This is a genomic window from Algiphilus sp. (assembly GCF_965216485.1).
In the GTDB taxonomy this organism is placed as follows: Bacteria; Pseudomonadota; Gammaproteobacteria; order Nevskiales; family Nevskiaceae; genus Algiphilus.
Map to the genome: position 1 here is coordinate 2,352,570 of NZ_OZ244162.1, position 16,348 is coordinate 2,368,917.

General features: G+C 59.2%; 17 protein-coding genes. 2 read left to right on the forward strand and 15 right to left on the reverse strand.

Translation table 11 applies throughout. The features are described 5' to 3' along the window. Nucleotides 1–409: 409 nt before the first annotated feature. Nucleotides 410–853 carry a DoxX family protein gene (locus tag ACOOFO_RS10965; protein WP_420429746.1) on the reverse strand — a complete coding sequence of 148 codons (444 nt, stop codon included), beginning with the start codon at nt 851–853 and terminating at the stop codon, nt 410–412. 177 nt (nt 854–1,030) lie between these two features. Between ACOOFO_RS10965 and ACOOFO_RS10970 the strand changes: the two genes are divergently transcribed. Next, a complete protein-coding gene (locus ACOOFO_RS10970; RefSeq protein ID WP_420426810.1) occupies nt 1,031–1,927 on the forward strand; it encodes a LysR family transcriptional regulator in 897 nt (298 codons plus the stop codon). A gap of 127 nt (nt 1,928–2,054) precedes the next feature. On the opposite strand, the gene ACOOFO_RS10975 is transcribed toward ACOOFO_RS10970, so the two are convergent. The 11 genes from ACOOFO_RS10975 to ACOOFO_RS11025 all read right to left on the reverse strand — a co-directional run bounded on the left by ACOOFO_RS10975 (nt 2,055) and on the right by ACOOFO_RS11025 (nt 9,379). Beyond that, nucleotides 2,055–2,555, reverse strand: coding sequence for an AAA family ATPase (locus tag ACOOFO_RS10975; protein WP_420426811.1), 501 nt, complete (start codon nt 2,553–2,555; stop codon nt 2,055–2,057). A gap of 107 nt (nt 2,556–2,662) precedes the next feature. Next, nucleotides 2,663–3,193, reverse strand: coding sequence for a hypothetical protein (locus ACOOFO_RS10980; protein WP_420426812.1), 531 nt, complete (start codon nt 3,191–3,193; stop codon nt 2,663–2,665). An 81-nt stretch (nt 3,194–3,274) separates the two neighbouring features. Continuing rightward, entirely contained in the window at nt 3,275–3,616 is a 342-nt protein-coding gene (locus ACOOFO_RS10985) for a cupin domain-containing protein (RefSeq protein WP_420426813.1), read from the reverse strand. 2 nt (nt 3,617–3,618) lie between these two features. Next, nucleotides 3,619–4,098 (reverse strand): cupin domain-containing protein, encoded by a 480-nt coding sequence (locus ACOOFO_RS10990; protein ID WP_420426814.1) that lies wholly within the window; start codon nt 4,096–4,098, stop codon nt 3,619–3,621. Nucleotides 4,099–4,205: 107 nt separating this feature from the next. Then, entirely contained in the window at nt 4,206–5,009 is an 804-nt protein-coding gene (locus ACOOFO_RS10995) for a toll/interleukin-1 receptor domain-containing protein (protein ID WP_420426815.1), read from the reverse strand. Nucleotides 5,010–5,093: 84 nt separating this feature from the next. Beyond that, on the reverse strand, nt 5,094–5,621 hold the full coding sequence (locus ACOOFO_RS11000; RefSeq protein ID WP_420426816.1) for a hypothetical protein: 528 nt from the start codon (nt 5,619–5,621) through the stop codon (nt 5,094–5,096). 210 nt (nt 5,622–5,831) lie between these two features. Further along, complete coding sequence (locus ACOOFO_RS11005) at nt 5,832–6,317, reverse strand: hypothetical protein (protein WP_420426817.1); 486 nt, start codon at nt 6,315–6,317, stop codon at nt 5,832–5,834. A gap of 39 nt (nt 6,318–6,356) precedes the next feature. After that, nucleotides 6,357–7,037 carry a hypothetical protein gene (locus ACOOFO_RS11010; RefSeq protein ID WP_420426818.1) on the reverse strand — a complete coding sequence of 227 codons (681 nt, stop codon included), beginning with the start codon at nt 7,035–7,037 and terminating at the stop codon, nt 6,357–6,359. A gap of 124 nt (nt 7,038–7,161) precedes the next feature. Beyond that, entirely contained in the window at nt 7,162–7,884 is a 723-nt protein-coding gene (locus ACOOFO_RS11015; RefSeq protein WP_420426819.1) for a hypothetical protein, read from the reverse strand. Nucleotides 7,885–8,047: 163 nt separating this feature from the next. Further along, a complete protein-coding gene (locus ACOOFO_RS11020; RefSeq protein WP_420426820.1) occupies nt 8,048–8,623 on the reverse strand; it encodes a dihydrofolate reductase family protein in 576 nt (191 codons plus the stop codon). Nucleotides 8,624–8,761: 138 nt separating this feature from the next. Next, nucleotides 8,762–9,379 (reverse strand): hypothetical protein, encoded by a 618-nt coding sequence (locus ACOOFO_RS11025; RefSeq protein ID WP_420426821.1) that lies wholly within the window; start codon nt 9,377–9,379, stop codon nt 8,762–8,764. Between the two features lie 227 nt (nt 9,380–9,606). On the opposite strand from ACOOFO_RS11025, the gene ACOOFO_RS11030 reads away from it, so the two are divergent. After that, nucleotides 9,607–9,774, forward strand: coding sequence for a phage integrase N-terminal SAM-like domain-containing protein (locus ACOOFO_RS11030; RefSeq protein ID WP_420426822.1), 168 nt, complete (start codon nt 9,607–9,609; stop codon nt 9,772–9,774). Between the two features lie 326 nt (nt 9,775–10,100). Here ACOOFO_RS11030 and ligA read toward each other — a convergent pair whose 3' ends face one another. The 3 genes from ligA to smc are packed head-to-tail and all read right to left on the reverse strand — an operon-like array spanning nt 10,101 to nt 16,311. Next, entirely contained in the window at nt 10,101–12,143 is a 2,043-nt protein-coding gene (ligA, locus tag ACOOFO_RS11035; protein WP_420426823.1) for an NAD-dependent DNA ligase LigA, read from the reverse strand. After that, complete coding sequence (locus ACOOFO_RS11040; RefSeq protein ID WP_420426824.1) at nt 12,140–12,817, reverse strand: cell division protein ZipA C-terminal FtsZ-binding domain-containing protein; 678 nt, start codon at nt 12,815–12,817, stop codon at nt 12,140–12,142. The genes ligA and ACOOFO_RS11040 overlap by 4 nt, the downstream gene beginning before the upstream one ends. Beyond that, nucleotides 12,814–16,311 carry a chromosome segregation protein SMC gene (gene smc / locus ACOOFO_RS11045; RefSeq protein WP_420426825.1) on the reverse strand — a complete coding sequence of 1,166 codons (3,498 nt, stop codon included), beginning with the start codon at nt 16,309–16,311 and terminating at the stop codon, nt 12,814–12,816. Before smc ends, ACOOFO_RS11040 begins: the two co-directional genes overlap by 4 nt. Nucleotides 16,312–16,348: the final 37 nt, after the last annotated feature.

The following is a 16,348-nucleotide window of genomic DNA, read 5'->3' on the forward strand; positions in this document are numbered from 1 at the left end:
GGACACCATGATCACGTGCACATGATTGGCCATCAAACAGTAGGATCTGACCACACGTCCATTGGCTTTGCACGCCTTCGCCATCAGGTGAAGATAGAGCGCGACATCACTCTCCGCTAGAAAGGTTAGTGCCCATTGCCCCAATTGATGAGGGTCGCGTGGCACCATCACTCTGCGCGATCTGGCCGCGACGCCAACGGTCGTCTTCCAGGGCGTTCATCGGCGATCCATGGCCCGCGAAGATCACCGGCATTTTCGTTGCGGTTGGATGGGTCATGGCTCTTCGTCGCTGCGTCGAGGCGCTGGTCGCACTTCGATCCTCGTGTTGAGAATCTTGAACGTTGATTGGTGCGGACGGAGCCCATTGGCTCCGTCCGTTCCTCAATCTGCGTACCGGATGCATGCACCCTTAGGCGCGCTTGTCGAGCAGGTTGTCCACTGATGCACGTCCTGCGCCGCTGATCGCCAGTGACACCGAAGCAGCAAGCAGCGCCAGGGCGAACTCGTATCCGTTATTGCTCATGAACAGACCGTTCGCGATGTGGGTGCTGAAAATGGCAACGACCATGGTGAATGCGAGTACCGCGGCAGCCGGGCGCACAAGAAGGCCAACGATCAGCGCCAATCCGCCAAAGAACTCAGCACTGCCAGCCATCAGAGCCATCAGAAAGCCCGGCTCAAGGCCGATGGACGCCATCCACTGACCGGTACCCTCAAGGCCGTAGCCTCCGAACCAGCCAAAGAGCTTCTGTGCACCATGCGCGGCGAAGATGATGCCGACCGGAATGCGAAGGGCGATCGCATGCCACCCTGCGTCGGTTGCGATAAGGCGCTGCATCAGTGACTTGAACATTGTGTTCTTCTCCGTTGCCATCCGTGTTTTCTTGATCGTGGGGTTTGCGGTTGTCATCAGAAATCTCCTAGTCGGTTGGGGGCCGCAGTCGGTCTGCGGCTTGAGCGTCACTCTATTCACTCGCCCTATCGGGATAAACGTGACATTCTGAGATATCCAGTTCCGCTTTCCTGAACAATGGACCGCTTTCAAGAAATGCAGACCTTCGCCGCGGTGGTGGATGCGGGAAGCTTTATCGGCGCGGCTGACACGCTCGGGCTCTCCAAGGCGGCTGTCTCGCGCCACGTGAACGAACTGGAAGCAAGGCTGGGCGTGCGGCTACTGCATCGCACCACGCGTCGCCTGTCCCTGACCTCTGAGGGTGAGGTATTTCTTGGACGAGCCCGGGACCTGCTCTCGATCCTTGACGAGGCGGAGGCGGAAGTCACTTCCAGCAGCGTGTCGGCGCGCGGCAGGCTCCGAATCAATGTCCCGGTGACCTTCGGCATCCGGCAGCTGGCCCCCCTCTGGAGCATCTTCCTCGCTCAACACCCTCAGGTAGAGCTCGACGTCACCCTGGCGGACCGGACGGTGGACCTGATCGAAGAAGGCTTCGACTTGGCCGTCCGTATCGGAACGCTCAGCAGTTCCAGCCTGATCAGCCGAAAACTGGCCACGACGAGATTGATCATGTGCGCGAGTCCGGAATACCTCGCTGCACACGGAACGCCCGCGACACCCGCTGAACTGGGTCAACACGCTGTGATCGTATACAGCTACGCGGCAAGCGGTGATGAATGGCGCCTCGAAGGCCCGGCCGGCACCGTCAGCGCCCGCACGCGGCCCTGCTTCCGCAGCAACAACGGCGACACATGCCGCGCAGCGGCACTTGCGGGAAAAGGCATCGTCTTGCAACCGGATTTCCTGGTCGGTGAAGACATTCAGTCCGGCAAGCTGGTTGAACTCATGCCGGAGTATTCCGCAGCAAAATTGGGTGTGTACGCGGTTTACCCATCCCGTCGTCTAGTTGCTCTCAAGGTGCGGGCGCTTGTGGACTTCCTGGTGCAGCGCTTCAGCACCGCAAAACCGTTCTAAAGCAGAGCGTTTGCCCGCCTAGCTCTGCAGAACAAGGAGAAGGGAACAGGCACACCAGGCCGCCTAACACCTCGGCTTTGCGGCGCACCGAGGTGCAAGCACAGGTGCGTCCAACAGCAGGTACTTGTTAAGCGGAATTCCGTTCGACAATCCGGAGATTGAACCCCTCCGACTCTTCGGGTGGCTCAAAGTAACCTGTTACCATTTTAAAGACCTGCTCTGTGTCGAACCGTGCTCGTTCAGGTTGCTCTCTCTGTCGCTTTTTCAGCTGCTTTAAACCAACCCCGTCGTCTACCAACAGATAGTACAGTTCATGAGGAATACAATGCGGCGAATAAATTTCTCTGAACCAAGCTCTTTGCTTCCGGGTATTGCCGGGGAAATCAAGAACCACAGATGTACCCGCCAAGAGCACTTGCTCAACGTGTAAAGCCAGCACCGGCTTAAGGCGCGATGAGTAACGAATGTAATCCTTGAAATCGTTGATCTCTCCGGGGAACAGAGCGGCTAGCCACTCATCTTCTGAAATAAGCACCGCTCCGCGCTCATGAGCGATTTTTTCAGACAAAGTGCTTTTTCCAGCCCCCATTTTTCCACAGAAGAATATCAACGTCCCGTACGCACTCATTGCTTCATCCTTTCGCATAACGTCGTGCACAGTGGCGCATTTGGAGCGTTGCCGAAGGCGTAGCGGAAGACACATCCCTTGCGTGCACTTGTTTGTTATGTGGCCACTTACACGGCACCACGGACAATAGAGATCACCTCATTGAGCGTATGGAGAACTGAGGAGATCCATTTTCGTTTGGTGTGCTTTTCGATCTGCTTCTTGAGGCTGTTCGTAACGGTCGTCGCGGTCGCTAGATGGTCTTCCGGATCGACACTTCCTTCAGACTCAGAAAGCCCCTTGTCTAGAGCGACGAGTTCCGGTCCGATTTGGCCGTCGCGGATGGCATAGACAAGGTCAACGAGATCAGACGCCCCCTCCTTAAGCCCCTCATGAAGCTCTCGATCAAGAAGCTCAAGGATCCGCTCGGCGGCTTGATCGTATACCGGCAAGAAATAAGCAACGTAGCGGCGCCCGTCCTGTCGCTCAACGCAAACGCGCATTATCGCCATTACGAGAGTGAGCAGGCCGCCAAACGCATTCAGGTACGCGAACAGGACGCCCTCGAGAGGTTGCGGATTCTCGGGGAGGTCATCGGGAAGCTCTCGGAGCTGTTCGTCAAGGCGATAAAAAGGAGTCGCATCCACTTCGTAGGCCATCAGTCATCCCCCATTACGCTGTGGGCGTGCGGCGGTACAACGCCCAAAGCAGCGGTGCGAAGCAACCACTGGCTTTGCTTGTTATAACTTAGATTCACCACCTTCAGGTCCATAAAATATTACCCAAACTGAAAACCCTACCGTGAAATTCAGAAATCGATGCCCTATTCCTGCAGGTACAAAGATGAAAGAGCCTTCTCTTATATGAATGGTTTCTTGCCCGTCAAAGAATTGACCAGATCCCTTTGCGACGACGTAAATTTCATCTCGCGTATGAGGTGTTTGAGGGTCTGTTCCTTGCGGAGTATAAAGCTCTGCCACCATGGTGCCATGACAAAATACTGGTATGGCTAAATTACTAGACGGCGCAGGACCTAAATCGATAGCCTCATCTATTGTCGAATGTGTCGCCCTCTTCATCATAGCTATTTTTTTCCTCCAGTCGGCGTTTCAATCTGATCGATGTCAACCAAATTCCACGCCAATTCTTTATTGCGATAAATCCTCTTATTCAATTTTGGATAATCCCCAACATCATGATCCAAGCGCTGGCCGACAACAATACACCTTAGAATTGATGAACTGTTGTTATATAGTGTGTGGGCATCTCCTCCAGCACGGTAGCCTAAAAAATCTCCAGCCTTAACACTGAATTTCTGATCGCCAATAAAAGCTTCCGCTGTTCCTTCAAGGATATAAACGCACTCATCCTCATGATAGTGCTTATGAAACTCAGTTGACTCATGACCAGGTTCTATCTCAATTAAATGAAACCCAAACCCTTTTAACCCCGTCAAATCACCGAGCGATTTATTAATTCGCCTTGCATTGTCATTGAGAAAATGAACTTTTGAAGTACCCTCGAAGTCTTCAATTTCTTCTTTAGTAATAAGGTATTTATCCATTTCGTACCCCCTAGGCATAACGCCCACGTTCAGGTGCATTTGAGGCGATGACCGTTTTTGCGGGAGCAAAAATGGGCAGCGGCTCAAATGTCCGGTGCAACGAATTGTTAGATTGTGAATGCACCCAAGCGTAGATGAAATTGTGGCTTTCCACCGTTCACCCCGAAAATCAGTTCGGTCGGCAGCTTATTACACCAAATGTAATAGCTCATGGTCGGGGTTGCTTGGTTTCCGGCATTCATAACCCAATATTTCTCGTCAGGCGTTGGGCCGCTGCCACAATTGGTCAGCATCCCTGTTCCTGTGGGTAAGCCGCGAGGCCCCACCACGATGCTTGGGTTCAGTGCTTCTTTTTCCGCCATTGGGACGGCGGCAATGAATGGAGCCCAAACGCCCGCCCTAGGGCGGACTTCGATAGCATATTTGTCCTGCTGCCCCTCGGGAGCGTGAACCTTCATAAAATATGGCTCAATGTTCGGCCGGTCAGCGACATGCTGACGCCCCTCGGCTGCAGCAACTATTCTTTCTTTCCAGTCGGGGTCGGTGACACTTACAAACAAACGCGTGCGAATGCCGGCTGGTATTAAGGAATCGTCAACGTCTGAGAGAAAAAGACCTATGACCGGGAAGGCTCGCCCCCGAGACTTAAGCGCTCGATCAAGGGCATACGCAAACTCCTCCTTACAAGGTTCACTGGCCAAGCTGTTTTCCGTAGCCACCAGAACCCAGGCATCACATTCATCAGAGGAACAAATGAATTTCTCTATCTGTTCCCACAAGCGTTTACCCGCCCCTAGATTCCAGCGATCCAGCTTGATCTTCAAGCCGGAGCTTCCGAGTTCTTGAGCGAGATAGTCCACGTCCTGAGCTTCATTGTCGGCCCAAGCGTAAGTGATCCAAAGTTTAGCCATCGCGCCCCCCTTTAAACGAGCAATTTAACGCCTGAGTCCATCGGCGTTTGAGGCGGCGGGTAAAACGTCCGCTGCAACGAAATGTTAGCTGCCGTCCCACCATACAATGGCCTCTGGCTCAATCGGCTCTGGCAATGCGTTCAGATAATTGACTTTTATCGACATTTCTACACCCCGGCAACCCATCCGGCTCATGAGGGTTTCCGGGTCGGTCCCAGGGGGCACCTCCATCTTCATGTCGACGTGCCCGGTGCCAGAACGAATCATCGGGGGGCCGAGCAGCGTGCCGGTGGTGGCCACTTTCAAACGCGCTGCTGTATCGGTTAGCTCGGTCTTGAACCTTATCCACCACTGGTCGTTCGGCTCCCGTAGCTTCTTCATAGAGTGCAGATAGTTTCCGAGTTTTTCGCCGTCCTTCCGCAGCCTGGTCGTTACCGGGGTGTGATAGAGGCTGACGTGCAACTTATCCTTGGCCCGATCATGCACCGCCCAACGCACGACCTTGTTCCCTGAGCGAAATGCTTCTTCGAGATTTCGGTGCGTCTCAGCTATGCGCCAGCCCTTCTTCTTTTTCTTTGAGATATGGTCCCAGACTTCCAGATACTCGCCCATCCTGGCCTCAATGCCACACCGGAGCTCAAACGCTGCATAGAACAGGGACTCAGGCCCGGCAGAGTCCAGACAGGACCATGCTCGCCGCAGATAGTCGTGTGAGGATATGCAGTATTTTTCCATCAGGCAGCTAACGTCGCCATAAACGGCGCGAGCTTGCGAGCGTCCGGCGACCGAAGGGAGCGAATTTGATGGCCTTGTTAGGCGAGGTCACCGAGACCACCCTGGCATTTGACATGATTGCTTGACCCACTCAGTAACTTGGCCAGATTTAGCCTCTTCAATATTTCTGATTTTCACATAACGTGTTTCGTCCCCAAGTTCCGGTGGCCCTTTGAGTTGACTGCCATTAATAAATACGATATTAACAGAAACGTCATAGGCTACCAGCTCTATACACCAACCAAAGTCTTCAGAACCATAATACGCTTTGCCCCACTTAATGGCGAACCGCGGGTTCCTAAGCTCTTGCAGAATGAGCCTGTCCAGTTCGGACACAATTGAATTGAGAGCAGGTTTGGCATTCGCAATCCACTCTTCAATGAGTTGATGGTCTTCAATCGGTTTTGGTGGTTTTTCGAAGACAACGGCTTCTGGTTCTTCATAGCTGATCCTCGATTTTCGCCTAACGGCTGTGTTCAGGTGCATTTGAGGCGATGTGCAGCCGTGCGGCAGCAAGGATGCGCAGCGGGTCAAATGTCACCTGCAACACTTTGTTGGGCGACAACCCCACCTTTACTGCAGGTAATCTGCACAAAATTTTTGAACAAAGAGCAACATCTGCTGAACCTGAGCCTTATCGTAATTTCCGAAGTGGCCGTGAGCGGCGTCGTTTCTCAGATTTGCCCACGATGTGATTTGTTTTTGAACCAGTGGGCCGTACATCCCGCCTTTTGCCAGAGCCGCGTTCAGTGGATCAATTGTAAGGGGCTTTCCTGATGAGCCGGCTGTTGGAACACCGTTAGCATCAGCTAGCTTTCGTAGTGAATCCTCAAGCACTGCGCCGAGAACTACAGCCGACGCGTCCTTGTACCCTTCGTTCAGCAGGTGTTCCGCCATTTCAAGGAAATCTGCAAATATTTCAGCCTGCACTACGCTGCGGAAATTTCGCAACATGCCTGTTTCAATGTCGTGCGCAACGGCTTTGAACATACCAACCACATCGCTCACATGCCGATAATGATTGCTGTGCATCTCGTTGAAACCTGGGATGCTGGTTGAGGCTTTAAACATCTCAAAGTAGTGACTTTCCGAGCCATAAAGCCGGGTGATGAGTTGACCCCCACGCGCCGTGATAGAGACTAATTCTTGCACCCGATCATGAGGCAGGTAATCGCCTGATACCGCAGCGTCAGATACAAGCTTCTCTCCGACTTTGATCAGGTCCTTGATTTCGTTTTCAACCAACTGATTCAAGTTTTTCTCCAAGCCTTTCTTGTCGCCCAACGCCTGAGTGCAGCGGCGTTTGAGGCGACGACCGTTTTTGCGGCAGCAAAAATGGGCGGCGGGTCAAACGTCCGCTGCAACGATTTGTTAGCTTTCAAGCCACCTGCTCCAGATGACCGACGAAATCATCCAAGAAGTCCAGAGATTGGTTGACGAACGCAGGCTGTAGTTCCCGAGGCCTCAGATTTCCACCGCGCTGATGCCTGACAATGTCACCCTCATGAACGATGTGGTTTCGTCGCGCCACAATCTGATTTAGTTGGTTCCGAACGGGTGATATGTCGCCAAGGCCCATAGCCCCCTGCAGTTGGCCGGCAAGATTCGTAATGCCCAGAAGCTTGAACGCGTACTCGACCTCTCTCCAGCTTTGAAACGGCCGCTGGTGAAGCAGCTCTTGCACCTTCTTCCTCACCTCATTCGCCGGCCTCACATTCTGGCCCGCGCGCCTGGCACGCGACATCGCTTCAGTAATTTGAATCGCCGTGGTCACAGGAATCGAGAAATCTTCCTGCTGTTTGGTTCGTGGCGTTCGCTTCAGCGCTGCAACAATGTTCTGGACTACACGCTCGTGGATGTATCGATCCAATGCACTTACGCCATAAACGACTGCGGCACGAAGCATGTCAGCCAAGGCTTCTGAGCTGAAATCGTCTGGCTCCAACCCGGATCCATCACGAAGAATCAGAACTGCATCTGCGCTATCCACCCGATCGATGTTCGAGCCTTGGGGCCAGTGCATTAACCGACAAAACGATGCCTTCCAATCTTGCCGTATTCGACGCTGCCGAGTATTGATCAAGCCATCGTGAAGCTTCACGAATCTTCGAGCTCGAGCCGCAGTGTCGTTGTACGCTTCAATTGGCTCCATTGCTCACCTCTGAAAGCTAACACCCAGCATCAGCGGCGGCGCTTTGCGCCGTCCGCTGCATGCTGATGTTAGGCCGCAACTGAGTGGTCATCGGGGATCCTTGGAGTCCCCGTTACGGAGACGAAACGTGGGCATCGACTGAGTAGCGGAGCCCCAGCGCTCCGAGTTCAAACCGTCGCACGTCGAGAAGCTTGAGACAAACGGTCCGGCGGATAAAGGGCACGCCAGCTCCTAGCGCAGCCGGGTGCATGAACAGGGCGTACTCGTCGACCAAACCGTGCTCCTGCAACGCGGTCACGAGCTGAGCGCCCCCGTAGCACAACAAATAGCCCTCCGTCTCCCGCTTCAGGTGCGCAACCCCTTTAATTGCGTCAGCCGCCACCACGCGGGTGTTCCAGGCCGGACCCGTCAGAGTTGATGAAACGACCACTTTCCGCTTCTCCACCCATAGCCGCCCGTATTCGCGTTCATAAGCAGGCTTCGTCGGGTCTTCAGCGGCATCAGGCCAATACGGAATCATCACCTCGTAAACCTTGCGCCCATATAGGAACGCGTCAGCGCGTACCGCAAGCTCATTAAAAGCGCGGTGCACCTCCTCGTCGATGCGAAGCCAAGCCCCATCGTCATGCCCTTGTGCCTCGATGTAGCCATCGAGTGACACGTTCATCGATACGATCAGTCGTCCCATACGCCTCCTGTCTTGCGGCCTAACGACTTGCTCACCGGTAAATTAGGAGCTCAGCGAGTAATTTATCCGTGTGCAGCAACTGGTTAGGCACTTCGGCCGCCCAGCAATCGACCAAGTTTCGGACACCACAGCATTTCATTATTGTGGCTTCGGCCCAATACGGAGAGTAATGATGTTGTCTCGCTTCTCTTTGTGGTCTCTGCCAAAACCAGGGGCTGCTTCTACACCTAATTTATTCAACGCGTCCACTAGCACAAGCGCCGCCTCCCCGACTATTTCGTAATGCTGTCGGTCAATCACCACTTGTACGCCAGGTTGAGATTCAATAGCAATACCGGCTGGTGGGTCGCCACTCGCCAACCCGGCCGGCTTCGCTCGACTCCAACCTGCTTCCCGAAGTAACTTATCAAGGGCAATCCAAAGAGGCCTAACATCAAAACCGGAAGGTGCAATTACAGCAGTAAACTCCTGCCCGGAGAATGCAGATAACTGCTCTAAAACCTCCCCCCGTACTTCGGAGTCTAATCTTCTTGGTGCTTGAATTCTCTGCACCTCTTCTTCGGCATTTTGGGCACGCTCACCAGACTCCTGAGCTGCAGTCCTTGCTTCCGCAATCTCAGTTTGTCGGTAATCTTCCTTGATGTACCCCATCCATAGCTGGCCGATCGTTCCGATTGCCGTGAGAATCACGCCCAGTATTAGGATATAACTGGATACAGTATGGAGAAGACTGGCAGTGCCAAAAGATATCGACATGGAACACCTTAGTATATGTGCCTAACAATGATTGGATCGCACGCTGCATGATTGCATCATGTTGCGCGCTTCATAGTTCCGGTGGACCGCTGGCCATAAGCTAGGCATTTATCTTGTTGTTTCCTACACTTAGCGCACCTCTGTCTGCTACCGACCGTATTCGTTTGACTGCGGCATTTTGCTCATGAATCATACTGTACAGGCGTACAGTACTCGTGAGATCCGCCATGGATGGACATACTCGGCCCCCTCGGTTGAGAGAGCAGCTTCGTGGGGTGATGCGAACCCAGCGCTACAGCCTGCGCACAGAGAAGACCTACTGGTACTGGATCCGCTACTTCATCCGCTTTCATGGGATGCGGCATCCGCCTACGCCTAGCAGAATATTTCTCTAGTGACCTTACAGCGTGTGTACCTGAAAGTCACAAGTCTCCGTTGTTTTGGGAGGTTCGGCCGCAGCATGGCGTGGGTCTCGCATGAAAACCTTCAGAGGCTGGCCGGCTTAACTTTGTGATTTGGCGCTATCGGGGCGCTCGGCGGCTTTTGGCCAGCTAGCGCTGGCTACCCCCTCACCCTGCCCTCTCCCCCTTGGATGGGGAGAGGGGATTCTTGGGGGGTGGTGTAGCCAGCCCTTCGCCCGGTTTTCTTAGCTGGCTATTACGCGTCCACGTTGGATGCGCCGGCGAAAGATTGCCCTTTGGGAAATGCGTATTGGGCTGGTTCAGCCCAGCATCTTCTGGAGCTGGTCCCAGTCGATCACGTTCACGCCCAAACTTCTCGCCTTCTCCAACTTGCTGCCCGCGTTTTCGCCGGCCAGGAGATAGTCGGTGTTTTTGGAGACGGAGCTGGAGACCTGGCCGCCTTGGCTTTTGATGATTTCGGCGGCCTGGTCGCGGCTGACGTCGGGCAGCGTGCCGGTGATGACAAAACGCAGGCCGGCCAGGGCTTCGCCTTTGGGCTGCTTGGGTTCGGGCCAGTGGATGCCGGCGTTGAGCAGTTCGTCGACGACCTGTTGGTTATGCGGTTCCTTGAAGAAGTCGCAGGTTTCGCTGGCGACGACCGGGCCGACGTCCGGCACGGCTTGCAGTTGGGGGAAGCGCTTGCTGCTGGGGCTGAGGTCGCGGGTGCCGTCGTCCGCCAGTGCGGCGTCTCGCAGCGCCTGGATATCGCCAAAGTGTTCGGCCAGTGCCTGAGCGGTAGTTTCGCCGACGTCGGGGATGCCCAACGCAAAGATGAATCGCGCCAGCGTGGTGTCTTTGCTGGCGTCGATGGCCTTGAGCAGGTTGTCGACGGACTTGGCGCCCATGCGCTCCAGGCCGCGCAGGGTTTCGGCCTTGAGGTGATAGATGTCCGCCGGGGTGTGGATGAGGTCGCGCGCCAGTAGCTGGGTCAGCATCTTGTCACCCAGGCCGTCGATGTCCATCGCGCGGCGGGAGACGAAATGCGCCAGGGCGGCGTGTCGCTGCGCCGGGCAGGCCAGGCCGTTGGTGCAGCGGGCGACGACTTCGCCTTCCGGGCGGGCGACGTGGGCGCCGCACTCCGGGCATTCGCTCGGAATCTGCGGCTTTTCCGCGCCTTTGGGGCGTTTTTCCGGCAGAGCGCGCACGACTTCGGGGATGACGTCCCCTGCCCGGCGCACGATGACGGCGTCGCCGATGTGCACGTCCTTGCGTTCGAGCTCGTCGGCGTTGTGCAGGGTAGCGTTGGAGACGGTGGCGCCGCCGACGAAGACCGGCTTGAGGCGGGCAACGGGCGTCACCGCACCGGTGCGACCGACCTGGTATTCCACGGCTTCGAGGATGGTCTCCACTTCCTCGGCCGGGAATTTGTGGGCGATGGCCCAACGCGGCGTGCGGGCGAGATGGCCGGCTTCCTCGCGTGCGGCGAGTTCGTTGAGCTTGTAGACGACGCCGTCAATCTCGACTTCCATCTCGGCGCGCGTGGCCAGGAGTCGGTCGTAGTGCGCCAGGCATGCGTCGATGCCCTTGGCCAGCTTGGCATGCGGGCTGACCTGGAAGCCCCAGGCCTGAAGCTGGTCGAGCAGTTCGCGCTGGGTCTTGATGGCCAGCTCGTCCGCACCGGCACCCACGGCATAAGCCATGAAGGACAGCGGGCGCTTGGCGGTGATCTTGGGGTCGATCTGGCGCAGGCTGCCGGCGGCGGCGTTGCGCGGATTGACGAAGCGCTTCTCGCCACGCTTGGCCAGGTCGTTGTTCATGCGCTCGAAGGCGCTCTTGGGCATGACGACTTCGCCGCGGATTTCGATGCGTGCCGGTGCTTCGCCTTTCAGCTGCAGCGGCAGGTCCTGCACGGTGCGCAAATTGGCGGTGATGTCCTCGCCGGTGCGGCCGTCGCCGCGGGTGGCGCCGCGCGTGAAGGCGCCGTTTTCATAGAGCAGCGACACCGCCGCGCCGTCGAATTTGGGCTCGGCCACGTAATCGCACTGGGAAACACCCAGCACATCGCGCAGACGGCGGTCGAATTCGCGCGCCTCGTTGGCATCGAAGGCGTTGCCCAGCGAGAGCATGGGCACGGCGAAGGTGACCGGGGTGAAGGCGTCCGAGGCCGGCGCGCCCACGCGCTGGGTGGGGGAATCCGGTGCCTGCAGCTCGGGGTGTGCTTCTTCGAGTTCGACCAGCTCGCGGAAGAGTCGGTCGTACTCGGCGTCGCTGATAGTGGGCGCGTCGTCCTGGTAGTAGCGCCGGTCGTGCGCGCGGATGGTCTCGCGCAGTTGTTCTGCGCGCTCCGCGGGCGACGTGCTCATGCCCGCTTGGCGTGCCAGTCGCGGACGTCTTCGCGCAGCTCGGTGATGCCGCTGGATTCCAGCGGCCGGCGCTGGCCGTCCAGCACCACGGCGTCCAGGCTCTGCGCCAACCGCTGCGCGGTTTCCACCAGGTCGTCAAAGGCCACGACCGGGTCATCGGCCGAATTCAGCAGCGCGAACAGGCTGAGGCCGGGGGTTTCAAATTGGTCGGCCTCGCCCGGATCCAACACGCCGGGCTTGCGCATGTTGGCAACGTGGAACCAGGTGACGCCGCCCACACGGCGCTCGTAGGTCAGGCGTTCGCCGGGCTCCAGGCCCAGCGCGTGCAACTGGCGGTGGATGGTGGTGCCGGGAATAGGCTGGCCTTCACGCTGCAACACAAAGAGGGAGACGATCTTTTCCTCCTCCTGCGATGCGGGTGCCGCAGCGCTAGGGGTCGGCTGCGGGCTGGCGGAATAGCCACCCGCGCGGCGCGGCTCGCCAACACCGAATTCATCGAAACGGCCGGCGGCGCTGCCTTCACCGAGCAGATCCAGTTGCTCTTCCCGGCCGTCGACCCGTGGCGCCTTGCGGTGGGCGCTGCGCGGCGCCTCGCTGCGCCGGTAGCTGACAAAGCCGACCGCGGCGATGACGACCAGCGCCAGGATGAGTAGAGACAGTTGCAGTGCAGTCAAGCGGCTTCTCCGGCCAGGCTGGCGGCTTCCTGTACATCCACGCTCACGAGGCGCGAGCTTCCGGGCTCGGCCATGGTCACGCCGTGCAGGTGATCAGCCAGCGCCATCGTGATCTTGTTGTGGGTAATGATGACAAATTGGACGCTGTCGGACATGTCGCGGATGACATCGCAGAAGCGCGACACATTGGCGTCGTCCAGCGGCGCATCGACTTCGTCGAGCAAACAGAAGGGCGCCGGGTTGAGTTCAAACAGCGCCAGCAGCAGGGCGACGGCCGTCATGGCCTTTTCACCGCCCGACAGCAGATGAATCGAGGTATTGCGCTTGCCCGGCGGCCGCGCCATGACGCGCACACCGGCCTGTAGCAGATCCTCGTCGGTGAGTTCGAGGGCGGCCTCACCGCCGCCGAACAGACGCGGGAAGCGCGCGGCGAAGCGCTCGTTGACCTGGTCGAAGGTCTCGCGGAAGCGTGAGCGCGTTTCGCGGTCGATCTTGCGAATGGCTTCTTCCAGGGTTTCCAGCGCGTCGGAGATGTCCTTGTGCTGCGTGGCCAGTTCCTCGGCCCGCGCGCGGGTCTCGGAGAGCTCATCGATGGCGGCGAGATTGATCGCACCAAGCCGCTCGATGCGGCGCTGCAGCTTTTCCAGGCGCTCCTGCCAGGCCGCGGTTTCAGCCCCCTCTTCCAGCTTTTCCGCCACCTGACTGCGGGTAACGCCAAACTCTTCGAAGCGCGCGGCCAGGGTCTGGCGCTGGGCGTCCAGGCTGCGGTAATTGAGCTGGGCTTCCTGCTGGGCAGCCTGCGCCTCGTCGGCGGCAGCCTGCGCCTTCTGTTCTTCCTGGCGGGCCGTGGCCAGCGTCTGCTCGCAGCTTTCCTGCGCACGGCGTGCTTCTGCCAACGCCTCGCGCGTCTGCTTCTGGCGGGCGTCGGTCGTGGCCAGCACGATCTCCGCTTCCTTGACCGCGTTGTCCTGCTCCGGCTGCTGCTCGCGGGCGGCGAGCGTCTCGGCGAGCTGGCCGGCGCGGGTGGCGAATTCCTCGGCGCGCTTGGCGGCGGCTTCGTTCTCGCTGCGCGCGGCAGCAAGCCGCGCCTGCAAATCGGACTCCGCCCGCTGGGCCTCGGCCACGGCGTTGCGCGCTTGGTCGCGCTGCTGGCGCGCCTCTCGTTCGGCCTGCGCCAGGGATTCGCGCTCGCTGGCGAGCTGCTGGGCGCGGCTTTCGAGTTCGGCCAGGGTCGCGCGCAGGGATTCCACATCCGTGCTGCGCTCGGCGTGTTCCTTGCGCACCTCCTCACGCTGCTCGACCACGCGCTGGCGCTTGGCGGTCTGCTCGTCGAAGGCGCGCTGCGCCTTCTGTTCGGCGGACTGGGCGCGCGCATGGGCTTCGCGCGCACGCTCGGCTTCCTGTGCCGTCGCACGTCGGGCCGCCGCGGCTTCGCTCTGGGCGCGGCTCGCGGCTTCGGCCGCGGCCTCGGACGCCCGAAGCCGCTCCGAGGCCTGGGCGAGTTCAATGTCGAGTTGCTCCAGACGGCGGCTACGGGCGATGACGCCGCCGCCGCTGCCACGCGGTGGCGTGCGCAGCCAGCCGCGCGCACGCCAGACGCCATCGGGCGTGATGACACTGAACCCGGCCTCTGTCTGCGCCTGCAACTGACGCTCGGCGTCGGTGGCGTCCTCGGCACAGCCGATGCGCGACAGCAGCGCCTGGATGGCCGGCGGTGCCGTGACCTTGGCGCCCAACCCGTGCTCGCTGCGCTGACCTTCGGCTTCGGCCACCACGGCCGCACCGGATTCCGGGGCCTCGGCGGCCTGTGCGGCAGCCGCCACCAGATCGGCAGCCATGGGGGCCTGCAGCAGCTGCCCGAGGACGTGTTCGACCGCCCCTTCCCAGCCTTCTTCAACGCGGATGCGCTGGCCGAGACGGGCGGCATCGCCCAGCCCGAGCACATGTATCCAGTCATTGAGGCCACTGTCGTCTTCGCCCAGCGCAGCGGCCTGCAACGTCTTCAGCGAGGCGTGCTCGCTGGATAGCTGGGCGTGGCTGCTACGCGCCTCCGCCAGCGTGGACTGCGCTTCGATACGGGCGGCCTCGCACTGCTCGGCTTTCTGTTCGGCGCTCTCGGCGGCGGCGCGCGCTTTTTCCAGTGCGGTGGCGGCCTGGCGGGTCGCGGTCTGAGCAGCATCGAGGCTGTTGCGGTCCGGTTCCGGCGTGGCCTGGAGCTCCGCCTCCAGGCGCTCCACGCGCTTGGCAAGCTGCTGGAGCGTCTGTTCGCGCTCGCGCAGGCGGGCGCGCTCACCAGCCAGTTCCTGCAGCGGCTCGCGGCTCTGCGCGTCGTGCGTCTGCAAGGCCTGGCCGTGGGTTTCCACAATCTGTTCGGCATGGCTCAGCGCCTGCTGCGCCTCCTTCAGCCGATGGGTGGTCTGCTCGAGTTGGGCCTTGAGCTGCTGTTCGCGCTGGGCGGCGGCCTGTGCGGCCTCGACGGCGGTGCGGTGTTCCTGCTGGGCCTTGTCGCGCTCGCTGCCCAATGAGGCAATCTCGCGGTCGCGCATGTCCGCCAGCTGGCGGGCGTGGCGCAGGCCCTGTTCGGCACGGGCGTATTCGGCCTCGGCATTGTAATGCGCGCTCTGCGCGGCATTGAACTGGTTGCGAGCGGATTCCAGCTCCACTTCAGCACGTAGACGGGCCTCACGGCTGGTGTTGAGGGTGGCGCGGGCGCGTTGCTGCGCGCTGTCGCAGGCGGCGGCCTGCTGCTGGGCGGCCTCGCACTGGGCTTCGGTGTCGCGCGTGTTGAGGAAGTGGATCTCCACCTTGAGCTTGGATTCTTCCTCCCGGTATTGCTTGTATTTGCGGGCGTTCTCGGCCTGGCGCTCCAGCGCCTTGGCGCGCGCCTCCACCTCGCCGTGCAGATCGTTGACGCGCGACAGGTTCTCGCGCGTGCTCTTGATGCGGGATTCGGTCTCCCGCCGACGCTCGCGATAGCGCGAGATCCCCGCCGCTTCCTCCAGCCACTGGCGCAGTTCTTCCGGCTTGGCCTCGATCATGCGCGAGACCATGCCCTGCTCGATGATGGCGTAACCGGAGCGCGCGCCCAGGCCGGTACCGAGGAACAGGTCCACGACGTCGCGCCGCAGGCACTTGGCGCCGTTGAGGAAGTACTGCGACTGGCCGTCGCGCGTCAGCTCGCGCCGCACGGAGACCTCGTTGTAATGCGCGTACGGCCCCTGCAGCGTTTGGTCACTGTTATCGAAGGTGAGTTCGACCGAGGCGCGCCCCACCGGCTTGCGCGAACGCGAGCCATTGAAGATGACGTCCTCCGAGGAGGACGAGCGCAGTGTCTTCATGCTGGACTCGCCCAGCACCCAACGCACGGCGTCGATGATGTTCGACTTGCCGCAGCCGTTCGGCCCCACCACGGCCGTCAGATTCGACGGCAACGGCAAGGAGGTGGCGTCGACGAAGGACTTGAAGCCCGCAACTTTGATCTGGGAGAGACGCATCCGGCCTGTAGCGCACCAGCACGGGAAAATGACTGTG

Coding starts and splice junctions, on each gene's coding strand:
- ACOOFO_RS10965 (WP_420429746.1), bottom strand. CDS start 853: ATGTTCAAGTCACTGATGCAGCGCCTTATCGCAACCGACGCAGGGTGG.
- ACOOFO_RS10970 (WP_420426810.1), top strand. CDS start 1,031: ATGGACCGCTTTCAAGAAATGCAGACCTTCGCCGCGGTGGTGGATGCG.
- ACOOFO_RS10975 (WP_420426811.1), bottom strand. CDS start 2,555: ATGAGTGCGTACGGGACGTTGATATTCTTCTGTGGAAAAATGGGGGCT.
- ACOOFO_RS10980 (WP_420426812.1), bottom strand. CDS start 3,193: ATGGCCTACGAAGTGGATGCGACTCCTTTTTATCGCCTTGACGAACAG.
- ACOOFO_RS10985 (WP_420426813.1), bottom strand. CDS start 3,616: ATGATGAAGAGGGCGACACATTCGACAATAGATGAGGCTATCGATTTA.
- ACOOFO_RS10990 (WP_420426814.1), bottom strand. CDS start 4,098: ATGGATAAATACCTTATTACTAAAGAAGAAATTGAAGACTTCGAGGGT.
- ACOOFO_RS10995 (WP_420426815.1), bottom strand. CDS start 5,009: ATGGCTAAACTTTGGATCACTTACGCTTGGGCCGACAATGAAGCTCAG.
- ACOOFO_RS11000 (WP_420426816.1), bottom strand. CDS start 5,621: ATGGGCGAGTATCTGGAAGTCTGGGACCATATCTCAAAGAAAAAGAAG.
- ACOOFO_RS11020 (WP_420426820.1), bottom strand. CDS start 8,623: ATGGGACGACTGATCGTATCGATGAACGTGTCACTCGATGGCTACATC.
- ACOOFO_RS11025 (WP_420426821.1), bottom strand. CDS start 9,379: ATGTCGATATCTTTTGGCACTGCCAGTCTTCTCCATACTGTATCCAGT.
- ACOOFO_RS11030 (WP_420426822.1), top strand. CDS start 9,607: ATGGATGGACATACTCGGCCCCCTCGGTTGAGAGAGCAGCTTCGTGGG.
- ligA (WP_420426823.1), bottom strand. CDS start 12,143: ATGAGCACGTCGCCCGCGGAGCGCGCAGAACAACTGCGCGAGACCATC.
- smc (WP_420426825.1), bottom strand. CDS start 16,311: ATGCGTCTCTCCCAGATCAAAGTTGCGGGCTTCAAGTCCTTCGTCGAC.